Below are 15,957 nucleotides of genomic sequence, written 5' to 3'. Positions count from 1 at the left end.
GTGCATCAGTTGTGCATGGATTGTGCATGCCCGATGGGAGGCCAAAAATGACCGAACTTCCCACCAGCACCGAGCGCAAGCTCGGCCTTGTGATTGACCTTGATACCTGCGTCGGCTGCCACGCCTGCGTCGTGTCCTGTAAAGGCTGGAACACCGAGAATTACGGCGCGCCGCTGTCCGATCAGGATGCCTATGGCAGCAACCCGACAGGCACCTTCCTTAACCGCGTTCATTCGTATGAAATTAAGCCGGATCAAGGGGTTGCCAAGCTTGTGCACTTCCCCAAATCCTGCCTCCATTGCGAGGACGCGCCCTGTGTGACGGTCTGCCCGACAGGCGCGAGCTACAAGCGCAGCGAAGACGGGATCGTGCTCGTCAACGAAGACGCCTGCATCGGCTGCGGCCTCTGCGCATGGGCCTGCCCCTACGGCGCGCGCGAGCTGGACGCCACCGAAGGCGTGATGAAAAAATGCACCCTCTGCGTTGACCGCATCTACAACGAAAACCTCCCCGAAGAGGACCGCCAGCCCGCCTGCGTCCGCACATGCCCGTCAGGCGCGCGGCACTTCGGTGATCTCGGCGATCCGAACAGTGAGGTGAGCCAACTCGTTGAAAAACGTGGCGGATTCGACCTGATGCCCGAGCAGGGCACGCGGCCGGTGAACAAGTATCTGCCGCCGCGCCCAAAGGACGTCGAGCCCGAGTTCGACATCCTCGCCCCCTACCTCGAACCGGTCGCAGATGACCCCAAAGGCTGGCTCGGCTGGCTCGATAAAACACTCTCGGCCCTGCCCGGAGGAGACCGCTAATGCATCCCGCACCGTCCGTTATCATTTTCACAAGCTTTTCTGGGCTAGGCTTCGGCATGTTGTTCTGGCTCGGCCTCGGCATGCCCGGATCGACCGGCTTCACGGCTTTCGTGTTCTTCACGGTCGCCTATCTTCTCGCTGTCGGCGGCCTTCTCGCCTCGACCTTCCACCTCGGCCACCCCGAGCGTTTCTTCCGCGCGTTCACCCAGTGGCGCACCAGCTGGCTCAGCCGCGAAGCATGGACGAGCGTTGTCACGCTATTTTTGATGGCAGCCTATGGTGCGGGTCTGGTGTTCCTCGGCACCCGCTACGCCCTTTTGGGCGTCATCGGCGCGGCGCTGAGCATGCTGACCGTGTTCACCACGGCGATGATCTACACCCAAATGAAAACCGTCCCCCGCTGGCGGCACTGGACGACCCCTGCGCTCTTCCTCACCCTTTCGCTGGGCGGCGGCGCGCTGCTCGCAGGGCAGGTGCGCTTCGCCCTTCCTCTGTTGGCTATCGCAGGTACGCTGCAACTGCTCGCATGGATCGGCGGAGACAAGCGCCTGATCCAGTCCGGCTCCAACATCGCCACGGCCACCGGCCTCGGAAATCTCGGCACCGTCCGCGCCTTCGAGCCGCCCCACACCGGCACCAACTACCTGCTGCGTGAAATGGTCTATGTCGTCGCCCGAAAGCACGCCACCCGCCTGCGCCTCATCGCGCTGGTCTTCGGTTTCGGCTTGCCCATCGTGCTGTTGAGCCTGCCGTTCAGCCACATCTGGGCACTGCTGGCTGTGCTATCGCATGTTGCGGGTTTGCTGGCCCTACGCTGGCTGTTCTTCGCAGAGGCAGAGCATGTTGTGGGCCTCTACTATGGCCGTCGCGACGCGGGGCGCGCCTAGCGCCCTTTCCAAACAGGGTCGCGCTTCTCCGCAAAGGCGCGCGCCCCTTCCAGCTGATCCTCCGAGCGGTAGAGCCGCTCGACGGTTTCAAACTGGCTGCGCGTGATCCGGTTCATCGCATCTTGGAACTTCATATCCTCCGCCTCACGCACGATCTCCTTGATCGCGGCAAAGACCAACGGCGGCCCAGACGCCAGATCATCCGCCATCTTCCGCGCTTCTTCCATCAGTGCATCGGCGGTCACGATCCGGTTTACCAACCCCCAGCGATGCGCTTCTTCAGCGTCAAACCAACGGCCTGTCAGCAACAACTCCATCGCGATATGATACGGAATGCGCTTGGGCAGCTTCACACTTGCCGCATCCGCCACCGTACCAGAACGGATCTCCGGCAGGGCAAACTGCGCATGATCCGCCGCGAGGATGATATCCGCCGACAGTGCCAATTCCAGCCCACCGCCACAGGCGATCCCGTTCACCGCCGCAATCACCGGCTTGTTCAGCCCGCGCAATTCCTGCAAGCCGCCAAAGCCGCCTTTTCCGTAGTCACCGTCGACGGCATCCCCATCCGCCGCCGCCTTCAAATCCCAACCGGGGCAAAAGAACTTCTCTCCACCTCCCGTGATGATCGCCACACGCAGCTCTGGGTCATCGCGAAACTCGGTAAAAACGTCGCCCATGATCCGGCTCGTCACGAGGTCAATCGCGTTGGCCTTGGGGCGGTCCAACGTGACCTCTAGCACCGCGCCACGCCGCTGGGTCTTGATCGGGTTATCACTCATCATTCGCTCCTATTCGGATCAACGCATCAACCGCCATCGCCCCATCGGGCAAGCAGATCAACGGATTGATCTCCACCTCTTCCAGCCGCTTCGCATTCGCCATCGCATAGGCCTGCACAGCCATTACACACTCAATCACAGCCTTTGTATCAGCCGCCGCCCCGCCACGATATCCCGCGAGTATCGGCGCAATCTTCAGCTCATCCAACATCTCGCGCAGGTCTTCTTCCACAACGGGCAAGAGGCGGGAGGTGGTATCCTTCAAGATCTCCGTCAGCGTCCCCCCCGCGCCGAGCGTCAGCACGAAACCATGCGCCGGATCACGCACCACCCCGATCAGCAGTTCGGCCACGGCACCAGAGATCATTTGCTCAACAAGATAGCTGTCCGCCGCCATCCTCTCAGCCACAGCGCGGGCCGCGTCAGGGGACGTCAAACCCAACACCACGGCGCCCGCCTCGCTCTTATGTGCCAAGCCTTCACCCTTGACGACGACCCTCCCGCCCAGCGTCCGCGCCGCTTCTTCGACCCGATCGGGCGATGCCGCCCTCACCTGCTGCGGGATCACGACGCCAGATGCTGCAAGCTGTTGCTTTGCCGCCGCTTCGCCCACTAACTCTGGATCAGTTACACACTGTTCCGGCATCATCAGCGGCGGTGGAACTGGCCGCACCCACGCCGCCCCTACCGACGCTGCCGCTGCAATCGCAGCCAGACCATCCTCCAGTCCCGAAAGGGTCAACACCCCACGCTCTGTGCAGACCACCGCAATCTCTTCCGGCATGGTTTCCGCAAGGCTCGACAGGATCGCAATCGGCCGGCCTGATGCTGCGCTCGCCGCCTCGACCGCGTCGATCACCAGCATCCATGCCGCGCCATCGCAGCGGTCCGCGCGGGGAAAATCCAGCACCACACAGCCAATCGCCAGATCACCCGTCATCATCGCCGCAAAACAGGCGGTCATCGCATCGCGATCCGCCCAGATATAGGTGTGGTAGTCCAATGGGTTAGAGAGCGCGACCTTCGGTCCGAGCGCCTCCCGCAATGCCACAGCTTGCCCCTCGTTCAATGGCGGATACGCCACATCATGGTGCAGTCCGAGGTCCGCCATCAGGCTCGCCTCGCCCCCCGAACAGGACATCGAGCCAATCCGGTTGCTCGCCAACGGTCCGTTCACATGAAAAATCTTGAGCGTCTCAAGAAGCGCCCCAAGCCCCGATACCTGTGCCACCCCGAGGCGCCGCAAGAGCGCCCGCGCCCCCGCGTCGCTTCCCGCAAGAGATGCCGTATGCGAAATCGTCGCCGCTTGCGCCTGATCTGAGGCACCAATTTTCAGCGCCACAATCGGCTTCCCCAGCGCCCGCGCCTTATGGGCGAGCCGCTCGAATGCAGCTAAGTCGCCGATTCCCTCGATATGCAGCCCCAGCGCCGTGACCCGCGGGTCATCCAAGAGCGCCATGCCAATGTCCGACAGCCCCATCTGCGCCTGATTGCCCGCCGTCACCACATATGCAATCGGCAAGCCGCGCTTCTGCATCGTCAGATTGATCGCCATGTTGGAAGACTGGGTCACAATCGCGACACCGCGCTCACATGGCACCCCGCCATGCTGGTCCGGCCAAAGCGCGGCACCATCCAGCAGGTTCAACAGCCCATAGCAATTCGGGCCAAGGATCGGCATCTCACCCGCCGCAGCGAGCAGAGCCTCCTGCAGGTCACCCCCGTCAGCCATCTCGCTCATAGCCTCGCGAAATCCTGACGCGAAGCAAACAGCGCCGCCCGCGCCACGTTCCGCGAGCGCCCGCACGATCTCTACCGTCGCCACGCGATTCACCCCGATGAATGCCGCATCCGGCACGTCCGGCAACGCCTCAAGTGAGGGATAGGCCGTCACCCCCCTGATCTCGCTCTTACTTGGGTGGACCGGATACACATCACCTTTAAAGCCCAGCTTCTCGCACTGCTCGACCACGTTGGCGCACCACGCCCCACCACCGATCACAGCGATAGTGCGCGGCCTGAACAGCCGTTCATAGCGGTGCATGGTCAGGCTCCCAATGGGCGGAACAGATCACGGCTGATGATGTGGCGCTGGATCTCCGATGTGCCGTCCCAGATGCGCTCCACCCGCGCATCCCGCCAGAACCGCTCCAACGGGAAGTCCGCCATCAGTCCCATCCCGCCATAGACCTGCAAACTTGCGTCCGTGACCCGCGCCAGCATCTCGGATGCATAGAGCTTCGCGCTGGCAATCTCGCGGTTGGCCGGCTTGCCCGCATCCAGCCGCCACGCCGCTGCAAGCGTCAGCCAGTCCGCCGCATCAATTTCGGTGATTATGTCAGCTATTTGAAAGCCAATGCCCTGAAACTTCGCAATTTGTTGGCCAAACTGCTTCCGTTCAGCAGCATATTGTAGCGCAAGGTCAAAACACCGCCGCGCCCGCCCAACGCAAAATGCCGCAACAGTGATCCGCGTCGCATAAAGCCATGTGTTCATCACCTCGAAGCCGCCATCGACTTCACCCAACACTTGCGCATCCGGCAAGCGGCAATTGTCGAAATCGAGAATACAATTTTTGTAGCCCCGATGGCTGACCGATTGATACCCCTCCCGCACCTCAAACCCCGGATGCCCCCGATCCACGATGAAACAGGTGATCCGCTTTTTCGGTCCCTTGGGCGTCTCGTCCACGCCCGTCGCCACAAAGACGATGAAGAAGTCCGCATGCTCCGCACCTGAGATAAAATGCTTCGAGCCGTTGATCACCCAATCACCGCCATTCCGCACAGCGGTACATTTCATCCCCCGCACATCCGATCCCGCATCCGGCTCGGTCATCGCCAGGGCATCCATCCGCTCACCGCGCACCGCTGGCAGCAGGTAGCGCTCGCGTTGCTCCCCTTCGCACGCCATCAGGATATTCTGCGGGCGACCGAAAAAATGCGTCAGCGCCATCGATCCGCGCCCCAGCTCCCGCTCCACCAGAGTAAAGTCGAGATGTCCCAGCCCCGCACCACCCACCTCCTCGGGGAAGTTGCAGGCATAGAAGCCCAGATCAATGACCTTGCGCTTGATCTCTTCACCCAGCTCGCGTGGGACGCTGCCGGTCCTCTCAACCATCTCTTCGTGTGGATAAATTTCCTTCTCCACGAAGCTCCGCACCGTGGAGACAATCATCTCCTGCTCGTCACTCAGACCGAATTCCATAGCGCCCTCCAATGTCTTGCAACAAACGCTAGGGCTAGAACTGGGGCACAATCATGCAGTATTAGTCATGATCATGCTCAAACCGCAAAAATCATCGCCACAAACGCTCTCGCTCCTTCTGTTTGACGGTTTCTCCAATCTTTGCCTCGCCAACGCGGTCGAGCCGCTGCGCGCGGCGAACATGCTCGCGGGGCAAAACCTTTATCACTGGGAGTATTGCAGCCTTTCCGGCGGTCAGGTCACATCCTCCAGCGGCCTTCCCGTTCAGACAGCACGGCTCTCCGAACTAGCCGCAGGCGCCTACCTTTTCGTGATGCCGAGCTACCACCACCACGCCCATGCAACCCCAGCCACGGCCCGCGCCCTGCGCGCCGCCGCGCGGCGCTTCGATCTGCTCGTCGGCCTCGATACCGGTAGTTGGCTCCTCGCTCAGGCGGGCCTACTTGACGGTCATCGCGCGACCTCTCACTGGGATATTCTTGGAGAGCTGGCCGAGGCCTTCCCCGAGGTTGACGTTGTCGAGGACCGTTTCGTCATTGACGGCGCCCGCGCCAGCTGCGGCGGCGCCACTACCACGCTCGAATTGATGCTCCACCTGATCGAAACCCGCCACAGCGCCGCCCTTGCGCTCGAAGTGGCAGCCCTCTTCATGTATGGCGAGCGCGATCCCCGCCGCGAGCCACTATTCCGCTTACCGCCAGACAGGATCGTGCGCGCTGCCGCCGCACTGATGCGCCGGCACGTCGAAGCTCCGATCCCGATCCCGCAACTCGCCAAGCAACTTGGTTATTCGCAGCGCACGCTGGAAACCCACGTTCAACGGCTCATGGGCCTCACTCCCGCCGCCCTGTACCGAAAGATCCGCTTATCCGAGGCAAGGCGACAGATCGAACAGACCCGCCTCAGCATCGGGGAGATTTCGCAGCGCTGCGGCTATGAGAACGCCGCCGCCATGACCCGCGCCTTTCGCCAGCAATACGGCGCGCCGCCCACTGCGCTGCGTAAGCGGATCGAAAACCCCTCTAAATAGAAACGGCCCCCGTAGGGGCCGCCACCAATTCTTTTGACTGGCGGTTAAACCGCGCGTTCGACCATCATCTTCTTGATATGCGCAATCGCCTTCGCGGGGTTCAGCCCCTTCGGGCAAGTCTTGGCGCAGTTCATGATCGTATGACAGCGGTAGAGCTTGAAGGGGTCTTCCAGCTGATCCAGCCGCTCGCCCGTCGCCTCATCGCGGCTGTCGATGATCCAGCGATAGGCATGCAGCAGCGCTGCCGGCCCAAGGTAGCGATCACCATTCCACCAGTAGCTCGGGCAGGACGTCGAGCAGGACGCGCACATCACGCACTCATACAGCCCGTCGAGCTTCTTTCGGTCCTCGATCGACTGTTTCCACTCCTTCGCGGGGCGGTTTGTCTTTGTCTCAAGCCACGGCATAATGGATGCGTGCTGCGCGTAGAAATGCGTCAGGTCAGGGATCAGGTCTTTCACCACCGGCATATGCGGCAGCGGGTAGATCTTCACGTCACCCTTGATCTCGTCCATGCCATAGATACAGGCCAGCGTGTTGATCCCGTCGATATTCATTGCGCAGGAGCCGCAAATCCCCTCGCGGCAGGAGCGGCGGAAGGTCAGCGTCGGGTCAATCTCGTTTTTGATCTTGATCAACGCATCAAGGATCATCGGCCCGCAATCATCCATATCGACGAAATAGGTGTCGAGCCGCGGGTTCTTCCCGTCATCGGGGTTCCAGCGGTAGATCTTGAACGTGCGGATATTGGTCGCGCCTTCCGGCTTCGGCCATGTTTTTCCGACCGTCATCCGGCTGTTTTTTGGCAGTGTCAGTTGAACCATCTATCGGCCTCCTGAAGGGTCACATCTGGCGCAAGACGGGTGGGCGGATCGGCGCCATTCCCGTGCGCTGGAAAACACAATTTTCATAAACCTCGACCGGATCCTTTCCGGTGAGGAAGTCGCTGCTCAGCCCGACCGTAGCGCCCGCAAAGCTGCCGCTTTGCGAGTTGAACCCCAAGGTCACTTCGCCGGTCGGCCCCTGTGCGGCACGGGCACGCTCCTCACACGCCTGCGCCGCCCGCTCTGGGTCAACGGTGGTCGCGCATGCCGCGAGGAGCATCAGCCCCGCAACGGTGGATGCAGCCCGCAAACGCATCAGAAAGTCCGCACTTTCGGGGCGATCTTGGCTTCGCTGATGCCGCCATCCTTCTCGGAGGTCAGCGGATCGACGATGACGGGGCGGTAGCTCAGATCAACCTGATTGCCTTCGACACGGCTGATCGTATGCACACGCCAGTTCGCATCGTCGCGCTCGGGGTAATCCTCATGCGCGTGGGCGCCACGGCTTTCCTTCCGTGCCTCTGCACCTACGATCGTGGCAAGCGCGTTCGGCATCAGGTTGGTCAGCTCCAATGTCTCCATCAGGTCGCTGTTCCAGACAAGGCTCCGGTCCGTGACCTTCAGATCATCGAGCTTGGCCGCAACGGCGGTCATCTTCTCGGCGCCGTCTTTCAGCGTCGTGTCGGTGCGGAACACCGCAGCATCGGCCTGCATGGTCTTCTGCATTTCGAGCCGCAGCTCGGCAGTCGGCACATTACCATTGGCGTAGCGCAGCCCGTCGAACCGGTCGAAAGCCTTATCGACAGAGCCCTGATTGAGCGGCGCATTCGCCTTGCTAGCATCAACGATCTGCCCAGCGCGGATCGCCGCAGCACGGCCAAACACCACGAGGTCAATCAAGCTGTTAGAGCCCAAGCGGTTCGCCCCATGCACACTGGCACAGCCCGCCTCACCCACGGCCATCAGGCCGGGAACGACAGCGTTCGGGTCTTTCTTCGAGGGGTTCAACACCTCACCGTAATAGTTCGTCGGGATACCGCCCATATTGTAATGCACCGTCGGCAGTACAGGGATCGGCTCCTTCGTCACATCGACACCGGCGAAGATTTTCGCGCTCTCAGAAATACCCGGCAACCGCTCCGCCAGCGCCTCGGCGGGCAGGTGGTTGAGGTTCAGGTGGATGTGATCACCATTCGCGCCAACACCGCGGCCTTCACGGATTTCCATCGTCATACAGCGGCTGACATAGTCACGCGGCGCGAGGTCTTTGTAGTTTGGCGCATAGCGCTCCATGAACCGCTCGCCTTCGGAGTTCGTCAGATAGCCGCCCTCACCGCGCGCGCCTTCGGTAATCAGGCAGCCCGCGCCGTAAATGCCGGTCGGGTGGAACTGCACAAACTCCATATCCTGAAGCGGCAGCCCCGCACGCGCCACCATACCGCCACCGTCGCCGGTGCATGTATGCGCCGAAGTCGCGCTGAAATAGGCACGGCCATAACCACCCGTTGCCAGCACCACCATCTTGGCGCTGAAAACGTGCATGGTGCCATCGTCGAGCTTCCACGCAACCACACCCTGACACTGCCCGTCCTCGGACATGACCAGATCAACCGCGAAATACTCGATATAAAACTCGGCCTTCTGCTTCAGCGACTGGCCATAAAGCGTGTGCAAAATCGCATGGCCGGTCCGGTCTGCCGCGGCGCAAGTGCGCTGCACAGGCGGGCCTTCGCCAAATTCGGTCGTATGGCCGCCGAACGGGCGCTGGTAGATCTTGCCCTCTTCTGTCCGGCTGAACGGAACGCCGTAATGCTCCAGCTCGTAAACCGCTTTCGGCGCTTCTCGTGCGAGGTATTCCATCGCATCGGTATCGCCCAACCAGTCTGAGCCTTTGACGGTGTCATACATATGCCACTGCCAGCTATCAGGGCCCATGTTGCCCAGCGAAGCAGCAATGCCACCCTGCGCCGCGACAGTGTGCGAGCGGGTCGGGAACACTTTGGAGATACAGGCCGTTCTCAGCCCTTGCTCAGCCATACCGAGCGTCGCGCGCAATCCGGCACCACCGGCACCGACCACCACAACGTCATATTCGTGCGTTTCGTATTCGTAAGCTGTCATAAGCTCATTCGCTCCGCATTAAAGGGCCAGACGGGCAACGGCAAAGATGCCGACGGCTGCCGCCGTGTAGCTCAGGCAGATCATCATCATGATCAGCGCCTTACGCCAAAACCCGTGGACATAATCTTCGATCAACACCTGAACCCCGCTCTTGAAATGGATGAACCCCGTCAGGAAGGTCAGGATCGCAATGATCGCTGGGAAGGGTTGGCTGTAATAGGCCACAACCTCGTCATAGCTGCCGCCTAGCGCACTGCCGAAGGTAAAGACAAAAAGCGGCACAAGGCCGCAAAGGGCAACCGATGTCACCATCATATGCCAGTGATGCTCGGTGCCGGTTTTCGCAGAGCCAAGACCCGACGCACGTTTTCTATCTGTCAGAAAAGCCATGTCCCGCCTCCTATATCACTGCGACGATAAACAGGGTCAGCACAAGCGACCCGCCAATCATGAATAGCCCGAACCGCTCAGACGCCTTCACGTCGAGCATCCGGCCACTATCCCAGATCAGGTGCCGGATACCGCCAAGCGTATGGTAGCACAGCGCCCAAAGAGAGCCGAACAGCACCAGATCGCCAAACCAGCTCCGCAACACGGCATCTGCCACCGCGAACTGATCCGGTCCGATCGACGCCGCGATGAACCACCAGACGATCATCAATGCGGCCACCAGCAAAGCATTTCCTGTGATCCGCACAAAGATCGACGTCATCGACGTCAGCTGCGGACGGTAAATCGTCAGATGCGGTGAGAGCGGGCGGTTGCCACGGTTCACATCAGCCATATCATCCCCTTCCGATTCCGAACGGCATACCATTGCACACCGCCATCGTTGTCCTTCTGCCTGATAATTCGCGCTGAGTCACGCGCGGGCAAGGGGTCATTTGCGGAAATTTGAGAAATGTTTGCGCTATAACGTATATATGTGATCACACAATTCATAAGCGTGATCACAAATCCATCATGCCGGCATCAATGCCCAATAATCGAGGTCCAGCAAGACCTCCGGCAAATATTTCCCATCCGCGCCGCGCAAAGCGCCTGCTTGGCCCGTCGTTGCCACCAGCCGCAGCCTGATCGCGCCCGCACCCGGAACATCCGTCTCCGCGATGTCCAGCACCTCGCTCCACGCCCGTACGGTATCGCCTGCAAAACACGGGTTTGCATGAGCGCCCCCATTTAACCCCACGATCACCTGCGCATTTGCCAGACCGTTGAACGACAGCGCCCGCGCCATGCTGATCACATGCCCGCCATAGATCAGCCGCCGCCCATCTTCACGGAATGTCGCATCAAAATGCACCTTGGCGGTGTTCTGCCACAGCCGCGTCGCCATCATATGCTCGGCTTCCTCGATAGTGACTCCATCCACATGATCGATAACCTCACCGATGCGATAATCACTCAGCCGATGCGCCTCACCCGCGAGGGCAAAGTCGTAGCCCTCAAAAGTCAGCCCCTCCGGCAGTACCAGCGCATCTGGCGACAAAGCCGCCTGCAAATCGGGGATCACCGTTTCGGGTGCTGCCGCATCCAGATCACCCTTGCGCACCATCACCCAGCGCACATAGCTCAAAACCGCTTCATCCCGCTGGTTAAAACCCGTCGTGCGCACATAAACGACGCCGGATTTCCCGTTGGAATTCTGCTTGAGGCCGATCACTTCACTCTCTGAGCGCAGCGTATCACCAGCGTAAACAGGCTTCAGCCAACGTCCCTCAGCATAGCCCAGATTGGCCACCGCATTGAGCGAGATATCAGGCACCGTTTTGCCAAAAACTGTATGGAACGTGATCAGATCGTCCATAGGTGCCGCAGGCAATCCACAGGCCTGCGCAAATGCATCTGATGACGCCAGCGCATGCCGCGCCGGATAAAGCGCATGATAAAGCGCCCGCTCACCGCCCGAAACCGTGCGCGGCACCGCATGGCGGATCACCTCACCCAGCCGGTAATCTTCGAAAAATCTGCCTGCGTTGGTCTTGCTCATGTTCCGGCCCTTCAGCTCTCTTGCGCGGTGACTGCGCGGATCGCTTCCGCCTTCGCCAGCATCGCCCGCGCCGTCGCAACGTGCAGGTTTTCCACGATCTGCCCATCGACAACCGCCACGCCCTGCCCCTCTGCCTCTGCCGCCTCGAACGCAGCAATCTGCCGCTGGGCGAGATCAATCTCCGCCTCTGTCGGCGCGAAAATTCGATTGGCAATATCAATCTGCGCGGGGTGGATCAGGCTCTTCCCATCATAGCCCATGTCCCGCCCCTGCGCGCATTCGGCGGTCAAACCCTCATCATCCTTAAACGCATTATAAACACCGTCCACCGCGATCACCCCATAGGCCCGCGCGGCGAGCAGGCATTTCTGGAGCGCATATTGCAGCGGCGCGCGGTCTGCTGCTTTGCGTGTCCCCAAATCCTTCGCCAGATCGTTGGTTCCCAGTACAAACCCTTCCACCTGCGGATGCGCGGCGATCTCCTCCGCATGCAGCACGCCGAGGGGCGACTCCATCATGCACCAGATCGGCTTGCTGCCTACCAGCTTTGCCAAAGCGTCTATGTCAGCTGCGCCTCGCACCTTGGGCAACAGAACCGCATCGCAGTCCATTTCCGCGGCGGCCGCGGCATCATCCGCGCCCCATTCCGTGTCCAGCGCATTGATCCGCACGATCCTGTAGCGCTGACCATAACCGCCTTCTGCCAATGCCGCTGCCAGCGTTGCCCGCGCAGCCACCTTGGCATCCGGTGTCACCGCATCCTCCAGATCGAACAGGATCGCATCCACAGCCAACCCCCGCGCCTTTTCCAACGCGCGCTCCTTGGAGCCCGGGATATAAAGAACGGAACGGAAGGGTCTCGACAGCATAGTGGCATCCTCGCAATTTTCTTGCGAGAACGTGCTCAGAAATGTTCGTTTAGTTCAAGGGCAATTTTGCCGCAGCGCAGAAACTAGCCGGTTGCCCCGTCATAAATCAGCTTCAGCGACACCAGCAGCAACGCCCATGTGATCACCTTGAAAAAGGCTTTCTCAGGTATGATCCGCACCAGATAAACCCCCGCAAAAACAGAGAGCGACGCCGGTATCGCCAGAAAAGCCGCCAGCTTCAGGTTGTCGACCGATAGCGTCCCCAGCGCCGCATAAGGGACCAGCTTCAGCGCATTCACATAAGCAAAGGCGATCACCTGCGTGCCAACGTACACCCCTTTTGGCAGGCCTAACGGCAACGTCCAGACCTGATAGGGCGGCCCGCCCGAATGGCTTACAAAGCTGGTGAAACCCGACATCGCGCCCCAAAATAGCCCCCCGAGCCAGCGCGGTTCCTTCTTCGGGCCGGTTTCATTTGGGCGCAGCAAAAGGTTCAGCGCAAAGACCGCACCGACAATGCCGATCAGCAGCGTCACGATGTGCTCGTCCACAATCCGCGCAGTGGCCCAACCAACGCCCACGCCGATGGGCAGGGCCACGAGCAATATCTTAAGAACAGTGCGATCAAATTCACGCCGATAGGCCCAAAGCCCGAACACATCCGAAACGAGGTAGACAGGCAGCAACAGTCCCGCCGCCGCGATGGGAGAGATAAACAGCGCAAGAATCGGCACCGAGATCATCGCGATCACCGGCAGGCCACCTTTCCCCAACCCGACACAAGAGGCAGCAATCACCGCCGCAATAAAAAAACCCGGATCTGTTTCCACGCCCGTGCTCCTGCGGGAATCACCCGCTCGTTGAATATTCGCAGCAGCAGGCATAGCCATGCGTGCACCCTGCCGCCCGAAGCGTCTCTAATCGATAAAACCTCATAACAACAGGCACCCAATCATGCCGCAACGCAGCGGACTTGCGCGAAAGCTCACAAACGACTACCCAATGCAGCGAAATTAACCCTATGAGGACCGTTTTCATGGCCAGACCTAAGATCGCGCTCATCGGCGCCGGACAGATTGGTGGCACACTTGCCCATCTCGCCGCTATCAAGGAACTCGGGGATGTCGTCCTGTTCGACATCGCGGAAGGCACCCCTGAAGGAAAGGCGCTCGACATCGCCGAATCCGGACCGTCCGAAGGCTTCGACGCCAAGCTCAAAGGCACGCAAGATTACGCCGATATCGCTGATGCTGACGTCTGCATCGTCACCGCTGGTGTCCCGCGTAAGCCCGGCATGAGCCGCGACGACCTCCTTGGCATCAACCTCAAGGTCATGAAATCCGTTGGCGAAGGCATCGGCAAACACGCACCGAACGCTTTTGTTATCTGCATCACCAACCCGCTCGATGCGATGGTTTGGGCGTTGCGTGAGTTCTCCGGCCTGCCCCATGAAAAGGTCTGCGGCATGGCTGGCGTTCTCGATAGCGCCCGCTTCCGCCACTTCCTTGCCGAGGAGTTCAACGTCTCCATGCGTGACGTGACCGCTTTCGTTCTGGGTGGGCATGGCGATACGATGGTGCCGCTGGTGCGCTACTCCACCGTTGCTGGCATCCCGCTCCTCGATCTCGTCGAAATGGGCTGGACTACCAAGGAAAAGCTCGACGCCATCGTTCAGCGTACCCGCGACGGCGGCGCCGAAATCGTCGGCCTGCTGAAAACCGGCTCCGCATTCTACGCACCCGCCACATCTGCCATCGAAATGGCCGAAGCTTACCTCAAGGACCAGAAGCGCCTGTTGCCCTGCGCGGCCTATGTTGACGGCGCACTGGGCCTCAAGGGCATGTATGTAGGTGTTCCGACAATCATCGGCGCAGGCGGCATCGAGCGCGTTGTCGACATCAAGATGACCAAAGACGAACAGGCGATGTTCGACAAATCCGTCGACGCCGTGAAAGGCCTTGTCGAAGCCTGCAAGGGCATCGACAGCTCGCTCGCCTAATCGTTCTGCAGGATTCCAACACGAAGCGGGCGCCCATTCGGGTGCCCGTTTTGCGTTTGGGGCGCGATTCTGCATCTGTCTCGAACCGCGTTCCCATCCAAAACACTCATTTTGTGATCACACATTTTAGGGCTGTGATCACAAATGTCGGTTTTTTAACCATCAACCCGAAAAAACCGTTCTTGCCTGCCGTTTTCCATGTTTAGACAGTGGAAACCGAGCCAAAGCGAGGACATCTCGAATGAACATCCACGAATATCAGGCCAAGGCGCTGCTCCGTTCTTACGGTGCGCCGGTCTCCGAAGGGCGCGCTGTGACCCGCGCCGAAGAGGCGAAAACCGCCGCTGGTGAGCTGGACGGCCCGCTCTGGGTTGTGAAAGCCCAGATCCATGCGGGCGGTCGCGGCAAAGGCCACTTCAAAGAGGCCGACGCTGGCGAAAAGGGCGGCGTCCGCCTTGCCAAATCGGTTGAAGAAGCCGCCGAAGAAGCCAAGAAGATGCTCGGTCGCACGCTCGTCACGCATCAAACCGGACCCGCAGGCAAGCAGGTCAACCGCATCTATATCGAAGATGGCTCCGGCATCGAGCGTGAGCTGTACCTCGCCCTCCTCGTGGATCGCGCTTCCTCGCGCATCTCTTTCGTGGCCTCCACCGAAGGCGGCATGGACATCGAAGAGGTCGCCGCATCGACGCCCGAAAAGATCCTGACCTTCACCGTTGATCCCGCCACCGGCTATCAGGCCTTCCACGGTCGCCGGATCGCCTTCGCCCTCGGGCTTGAGGGCAAGCAGGTCAAGGAATGCGTCAACCTCATGGGCATCCTCTACAAAGCCTTCGTCGAGAAAGACATGGAGATGCTGGAGATCAACCCGCTGATCGTGACCGACAATGGCTCCCTTAAGCTTCTCGACGCGAAGCTGGGCTTTGACTCCAATGCCATCTACCGCCACGCCGACATCGCCGCCCTGCGCGACGAAACGGAAGAAGACCCAAAGGAACTCGCCGCGTCCAAGTACGACCTCAACTACATCGCGCTGGATGGCGAGATCGGCTGCATGGTTAACGGCGCAGGCCTCGCTATGGCGACCATGGACATCATCAAGCTCTACGGCGCGGAACCGGCAAACTTCCTCGATGTTGGTGGCGGCGCGACCAAGGAGAAAGTCACCGAGGCCTTCAAGATCATCACCTCCGATGACAACGTCAAAGGCATCTTGGTCAACATCTTCGGCGGCATCATGCGCTGCGACGTGATCGCCGAAGGCGTTGTTGCCGCAGTCAAAGAGGTTGGTCTGCAAGTGCCGCTCGTCGTTCGCCTCGAAGGCACGAACGTCGAAAAAGGCAAGGAGATCATCAACACCTCCGGCCTCAACGTAATCGCCGCGGATAACCTCAGCGACGGTGCAGAAAAAATCGTGAAAGCGGTGAAGGGTTAAGACA

16 protein-coding genes are annotated in these 15,957 nt (G+C 60.3%); 5 read left to right on the top strand and 11 right to left on the bottom strand.

The features are described from left to right. Positions 1-47 precede the first annotated feature (47 nt). Together AB1E42_RS03930 and AB1E42_RS03925 are read left to right on the top strand one after the other, a co-directional pair. A complete protein-coding gene (locus AB1E42_RS03930) occupies positions 48-809 on the top strand; it encodes a 4Fe-4S dicluster domain-containing protein (protein ID WP_368345698.1) in 762 nt (253 codons plus the stop codon). Further along, complete coding sequence (locus tag AB1E42_RS03925) at positions 809-1,696, top strand: dimethyl sulfoxide reductase anchor subunit family protein (RefSeq protein ID WP_368345697.1); 888 nt, start codon at positions 809-811, stop codon at positions 1,694-1,696. Before AB1E42_RS03930 ends, AB1E42_RS03925 begins: the two co-directional genes overlap by 1 nt. Here AB1E42_RS03925 and AB1E42_RS03920 read toward each other — a convergent pair. Genes AB1E42_RS03920 through AB1E42_RS03910 form a run of 3 tightly spaced genes read right to left on the bottom strand, consistent with a single transcriptional unit; the run spans position 1,693 to position 5,685 of the window. Next, entirely contained in the window at positions 1,693-2,478 is a 786-nt protein-coding gene (locus tag AB1E42_RS03920) for a carnitinyl-CoA dehydratase (RefSeq protein WP_368345696.1), read from the bottom strand. The two genes, AB1E42_RS03925 and AB1E42_RS03920, sit on opposite strands and share 4 nt — an antisense overlap. Beyond that, on the bottom strand, positions 2,471-4,522 hold the full coding sequence (locus AB1E42_RS03915; protein ID WP_368345695.1) for an acetate--CoA ligase family protein: 2,052 nt from the start codon (positions 4,520-4,522) through the stop codon (positions 2,471-2,473). The genes AB1E42_RS03920 and AB1E42_RS03915 overlap by 8 nt, the downstream gene beginning before the upstream one ends. Before the next feature lie 2 nt (positions 4,523-4,524). Beyond that, positions 4,525-5,685, bottom strand: a complete 1,161-nt coding sequence (locus tag AB1E42_RS03910; protein ID WP_368345694.1) for an acyl-CoA dehydrogenase family protein — start codon at positions 5,683-5,685, stop codon at positions 4,525-4,527. A 67-nt stretch (positions 5,686-5,752) separates the two neighbouring features. On the opposite strand from AB1E42_RS03910, the gene AB1E42_RS03905 reads away from it, so the two are divergent. Beyond that, positions 5,753-6,715: a GlxA family transcriptional regulator gene (locus tag AB1E42_RS03905; protein WP_368345693.1), complete on the top strand. Its 963-nt coding sequence runs from the start codon at positions 5,753-5,755 to the stop codon at positions 6,713-6,715. Between the two features lie 44 nt (positions 6,716-6,759). Here the strand turns inward: AB1E42_RS03905 and AB1E42_RS03900 are convergent, their stop codons facing one another. The 8 genes from AB1E42_RS03900 to AB1E42_RS03865 all read right to left on the bottom strand — a co-directional run bounded on the left by AB1E42_RS03900 (position 6,760) and on the right by AB1E42_RS03865 (position 13,349). After that, complete coding sequence (locus AB1E42_RS03900) at positions 6,760-7,539, bottom strand: succinate dehydrogenase iron-sulfur subunit (protein WP_368345692.1); 780 nt, start codon at positions 7,537-7,539, stop codon at positions 6,760-6,762. Positions 7,540-7,558: 19 nt separating this feature from the next. Further along, positions 7,559-7,855 carry a hypothetical protein gene (locus tag AB1E42_RS03895; RefSeq protein ID WP_368345691.1) on the bottom strand — a complete coding sequence of 99 codons (297 nt, stop codon included), beginning with the start codon at positions 7,853-7,855 and terminating at the stop codon, positions 7,559-7,561. Beyond that, positions 7,855-9,660 (bottom strand): succinate dehydrogenase flavoprotein subunit, encoded by a 1,806-nt coding sequence (sdhA, locus tag AB1E42_RS03890; protein ID WP_368345690.1) that lies wholly within the window; start codon positions 9,658-9,660, stop codon positions 7,855-7,857. Before sdhA ends, AB1E42_RS03895 begins: the two co-directional genes overlap by 1 nt. Positions 9,661-9,678: 18 nt before the next feature. Beyond that, positions 9,679-10,050 (bottom strand): succinate dehydrogenase, hydrophobic membrane anchor protein, encoded by a 372-nt coding sequence (sdhD, locus tag AB1E42_RS03885; RefSeq protein WP_368345689.1) that lies wholly within the window; start codon positions 10,048-10,050, stop codon positions 9,679-9,681. 10 nt (positions 10,051-10,060) lie between these two features. After that, positions 10,061-10,444, bottom strand: coding sequence for a succinate dehydrogenase, cytochrome b556 subunit (gene sdhC, locus AB1E42_RS03880; protein WP_368345688.1), 384 nt, complete (start codon positions 10,442-10,444; stop codon positions 10,061-10,063). Positions 10,445-10,621: 177 nt separating this feature from the next. After that, entirely contained in the window at positions 10,622-11,650 is a 1,029-nt protein-coding gene (locus AB1E42_RS03875; RefSeq protein ID WP_368345687.1) for a MaoC family dehydratase, read from the bottom strand. An 11-nt stretch (positions 11,651-11,661) separates the two neighbouring features. After that, positions 11,662-12,519 carry a CoA ester lyase gene (locus tag AB1E42_RS03870; RefSeq protein WP_368345686.1) on the bottom strand — a complete coding sequence of 286 codons (858 nt, stop codon included), beginning with the start codon at positions 12,517-12,519 and terminating at the stop codon, positions 11,662-11,664. 83 nt (positions 12,520-12,602) lie between these two features. Next, entirely contained in the window at positions 12,603-13,349 is a 747-nt protein-coding gene (locus AB1E42_RS03865) for a sulfite exporter TauE/SafE family protein (RefSeq protein WP_368345685.1), read from the bottom strand. A 206-nt stretch (positions 13,350-13,555) separates the two neighbouring features. Between AB1E42_RS03865 and mdh the strand changes: the two genes are divergently transcribed. Both mdh and sucC read left to right on the top strand, forming a co-directional pair. Beyond that, a complete protein-coding gene (gene mdh / locus AB1E42_RS03860) occupies positions 13,556-14,518 on the top strand; it encodes a malate dehydrogenase (protein ID WP_368345684.1) in 963 nt (320 codons plus the stop codon). 241 nt (positions 14,519-14,759) lie between these two features. Then, a complete protein-coding gene (gene sucC, locus AB1E42_RS03855) occupies positions 14,760-15,953 on the top strand; it encodes an ADP-forming succinate--CoA ligase subunit beta (RefSeq protein ID WP_368345683.1) in 1,194 nt (397 codons plus the stop codon). Positions 15,954-15,957: the final 4 nt, after the last annotated feature.

Origin of the sequence: Pelagovum sp. HNIBRBA483 (genome assembly GCF_040931995.1) — a bacterium.
In the GTDB taxonomy this organism is placed as follows: Bacteria; Pseudomonadota; Alphaproteobacteria; order Rhodobacterales; family Rhodobacteraceae; genus JAEPMR01.
The sequence above is the reverse complement of the archived record's forward strand: the minus strand, read 5'-3'. Positions and strand labels throughout refer to the sequence as shown.

Coding starts and splice junctions, on each gene's coding strand:
- AB1E42_RS03915 (WP_368345695.1), bottom strand. CDS start 4,522: ATGCACCGCTATGAACGGCTGTTCAGGCCGCGCACTATCGCTGTGATC.
- AB1E42_RS03920 (WP_368345696.1), bottom strand. CDS start 2,478: ATGAGTGATAACCCGATCAAGACCCAGCGGCGTGGCGCGGTGCTAGAG.
- sdhC (WP_368345688.1), bottom strand. CDS start 10,444: ATGGCTGATGTGAACCGTGGCAACCGCCCGCTCTCACCGCATCTGACG.
- AB1E42_RS03895 (WP_368345691.1), bottom strand. CDS start 7,855: ATGCGTTTGCGGGCTGCATCCACCGTTGCGGGGCTGATGCTCCTCGCG.
- mdh (WP_368345684.1), top strand. CDS start 13,556: ATGGCCAGACCTAAGATCGCGCTCATCGGCGCCGGACAGATTGGTGGC.
- AB1E42_RS03870 (WP_368345686.1), bottom strand. CDS start 12,519: ATGCTGTCGAGACCCTTCCGTTCCGTTCTTTATATCCCGGGCTCCAAG.
- AB1E42_RS03925 (WP_368345697.1), top strand. CDS start 809: ATGCATCCCGCACCGTCCGTTATCATTTTCACAAGCTTTTCTGGGCTA.
- AB1E42_RS03910 (WP_368345694.1), bottom strand. CDS start 5,685: ATGGAATTCGGTCTGAGTGACGAGCAGGAGATGATTGTCTCCACGGTG.
- AB1E42_RS03900 (WP_368345692.1), bottom strand. CDS start 7,539: ATGGTTCAACTGACACTGCCAAAAAACAGCCGGATGACGGTCGGAAAA.
- AB1E42_RS03930 (WP_368345698.1), top strand. CDS start 48: ATGACCGAACTTCCCACCAGCACCGAGCGCAAGCTCGGCCTTGTGATT.
- sdhA (WP_368345690.1), bottom strand. CDS start 9,660: ATGACAGCTTACGAATACGAAACGCACGAATATGACGTTGTGGTGGTC.
- sucC (WP_368345683.1), top strand. CDS start 14,760: ATGAACATCCACGAATATCAGGCCAAGGCGCTGCTCCGTTCTTACGGT.
- sdhD (WP_368345689.1), bottom strand. CDS start 10,050: ATGGCTTTTCTGACAGATAGAAAACGTGCGTCGGGTCTTGGCTCTGCG.
- AB1E42_RS03905 (WP_368345693.1), top strand. CDS start 5,753: ATGATCATGCTCAAACCGCAAAAATCATCGCCACAAACGCTCTCGCTC.
- AB1E42_RS03875 (WP_368345687.1), bottom strand. CDS start 11,650: ATGAGCAAGACCAACGCAGGCAGATTTTTCGAAGATTACCGGCTGGGT.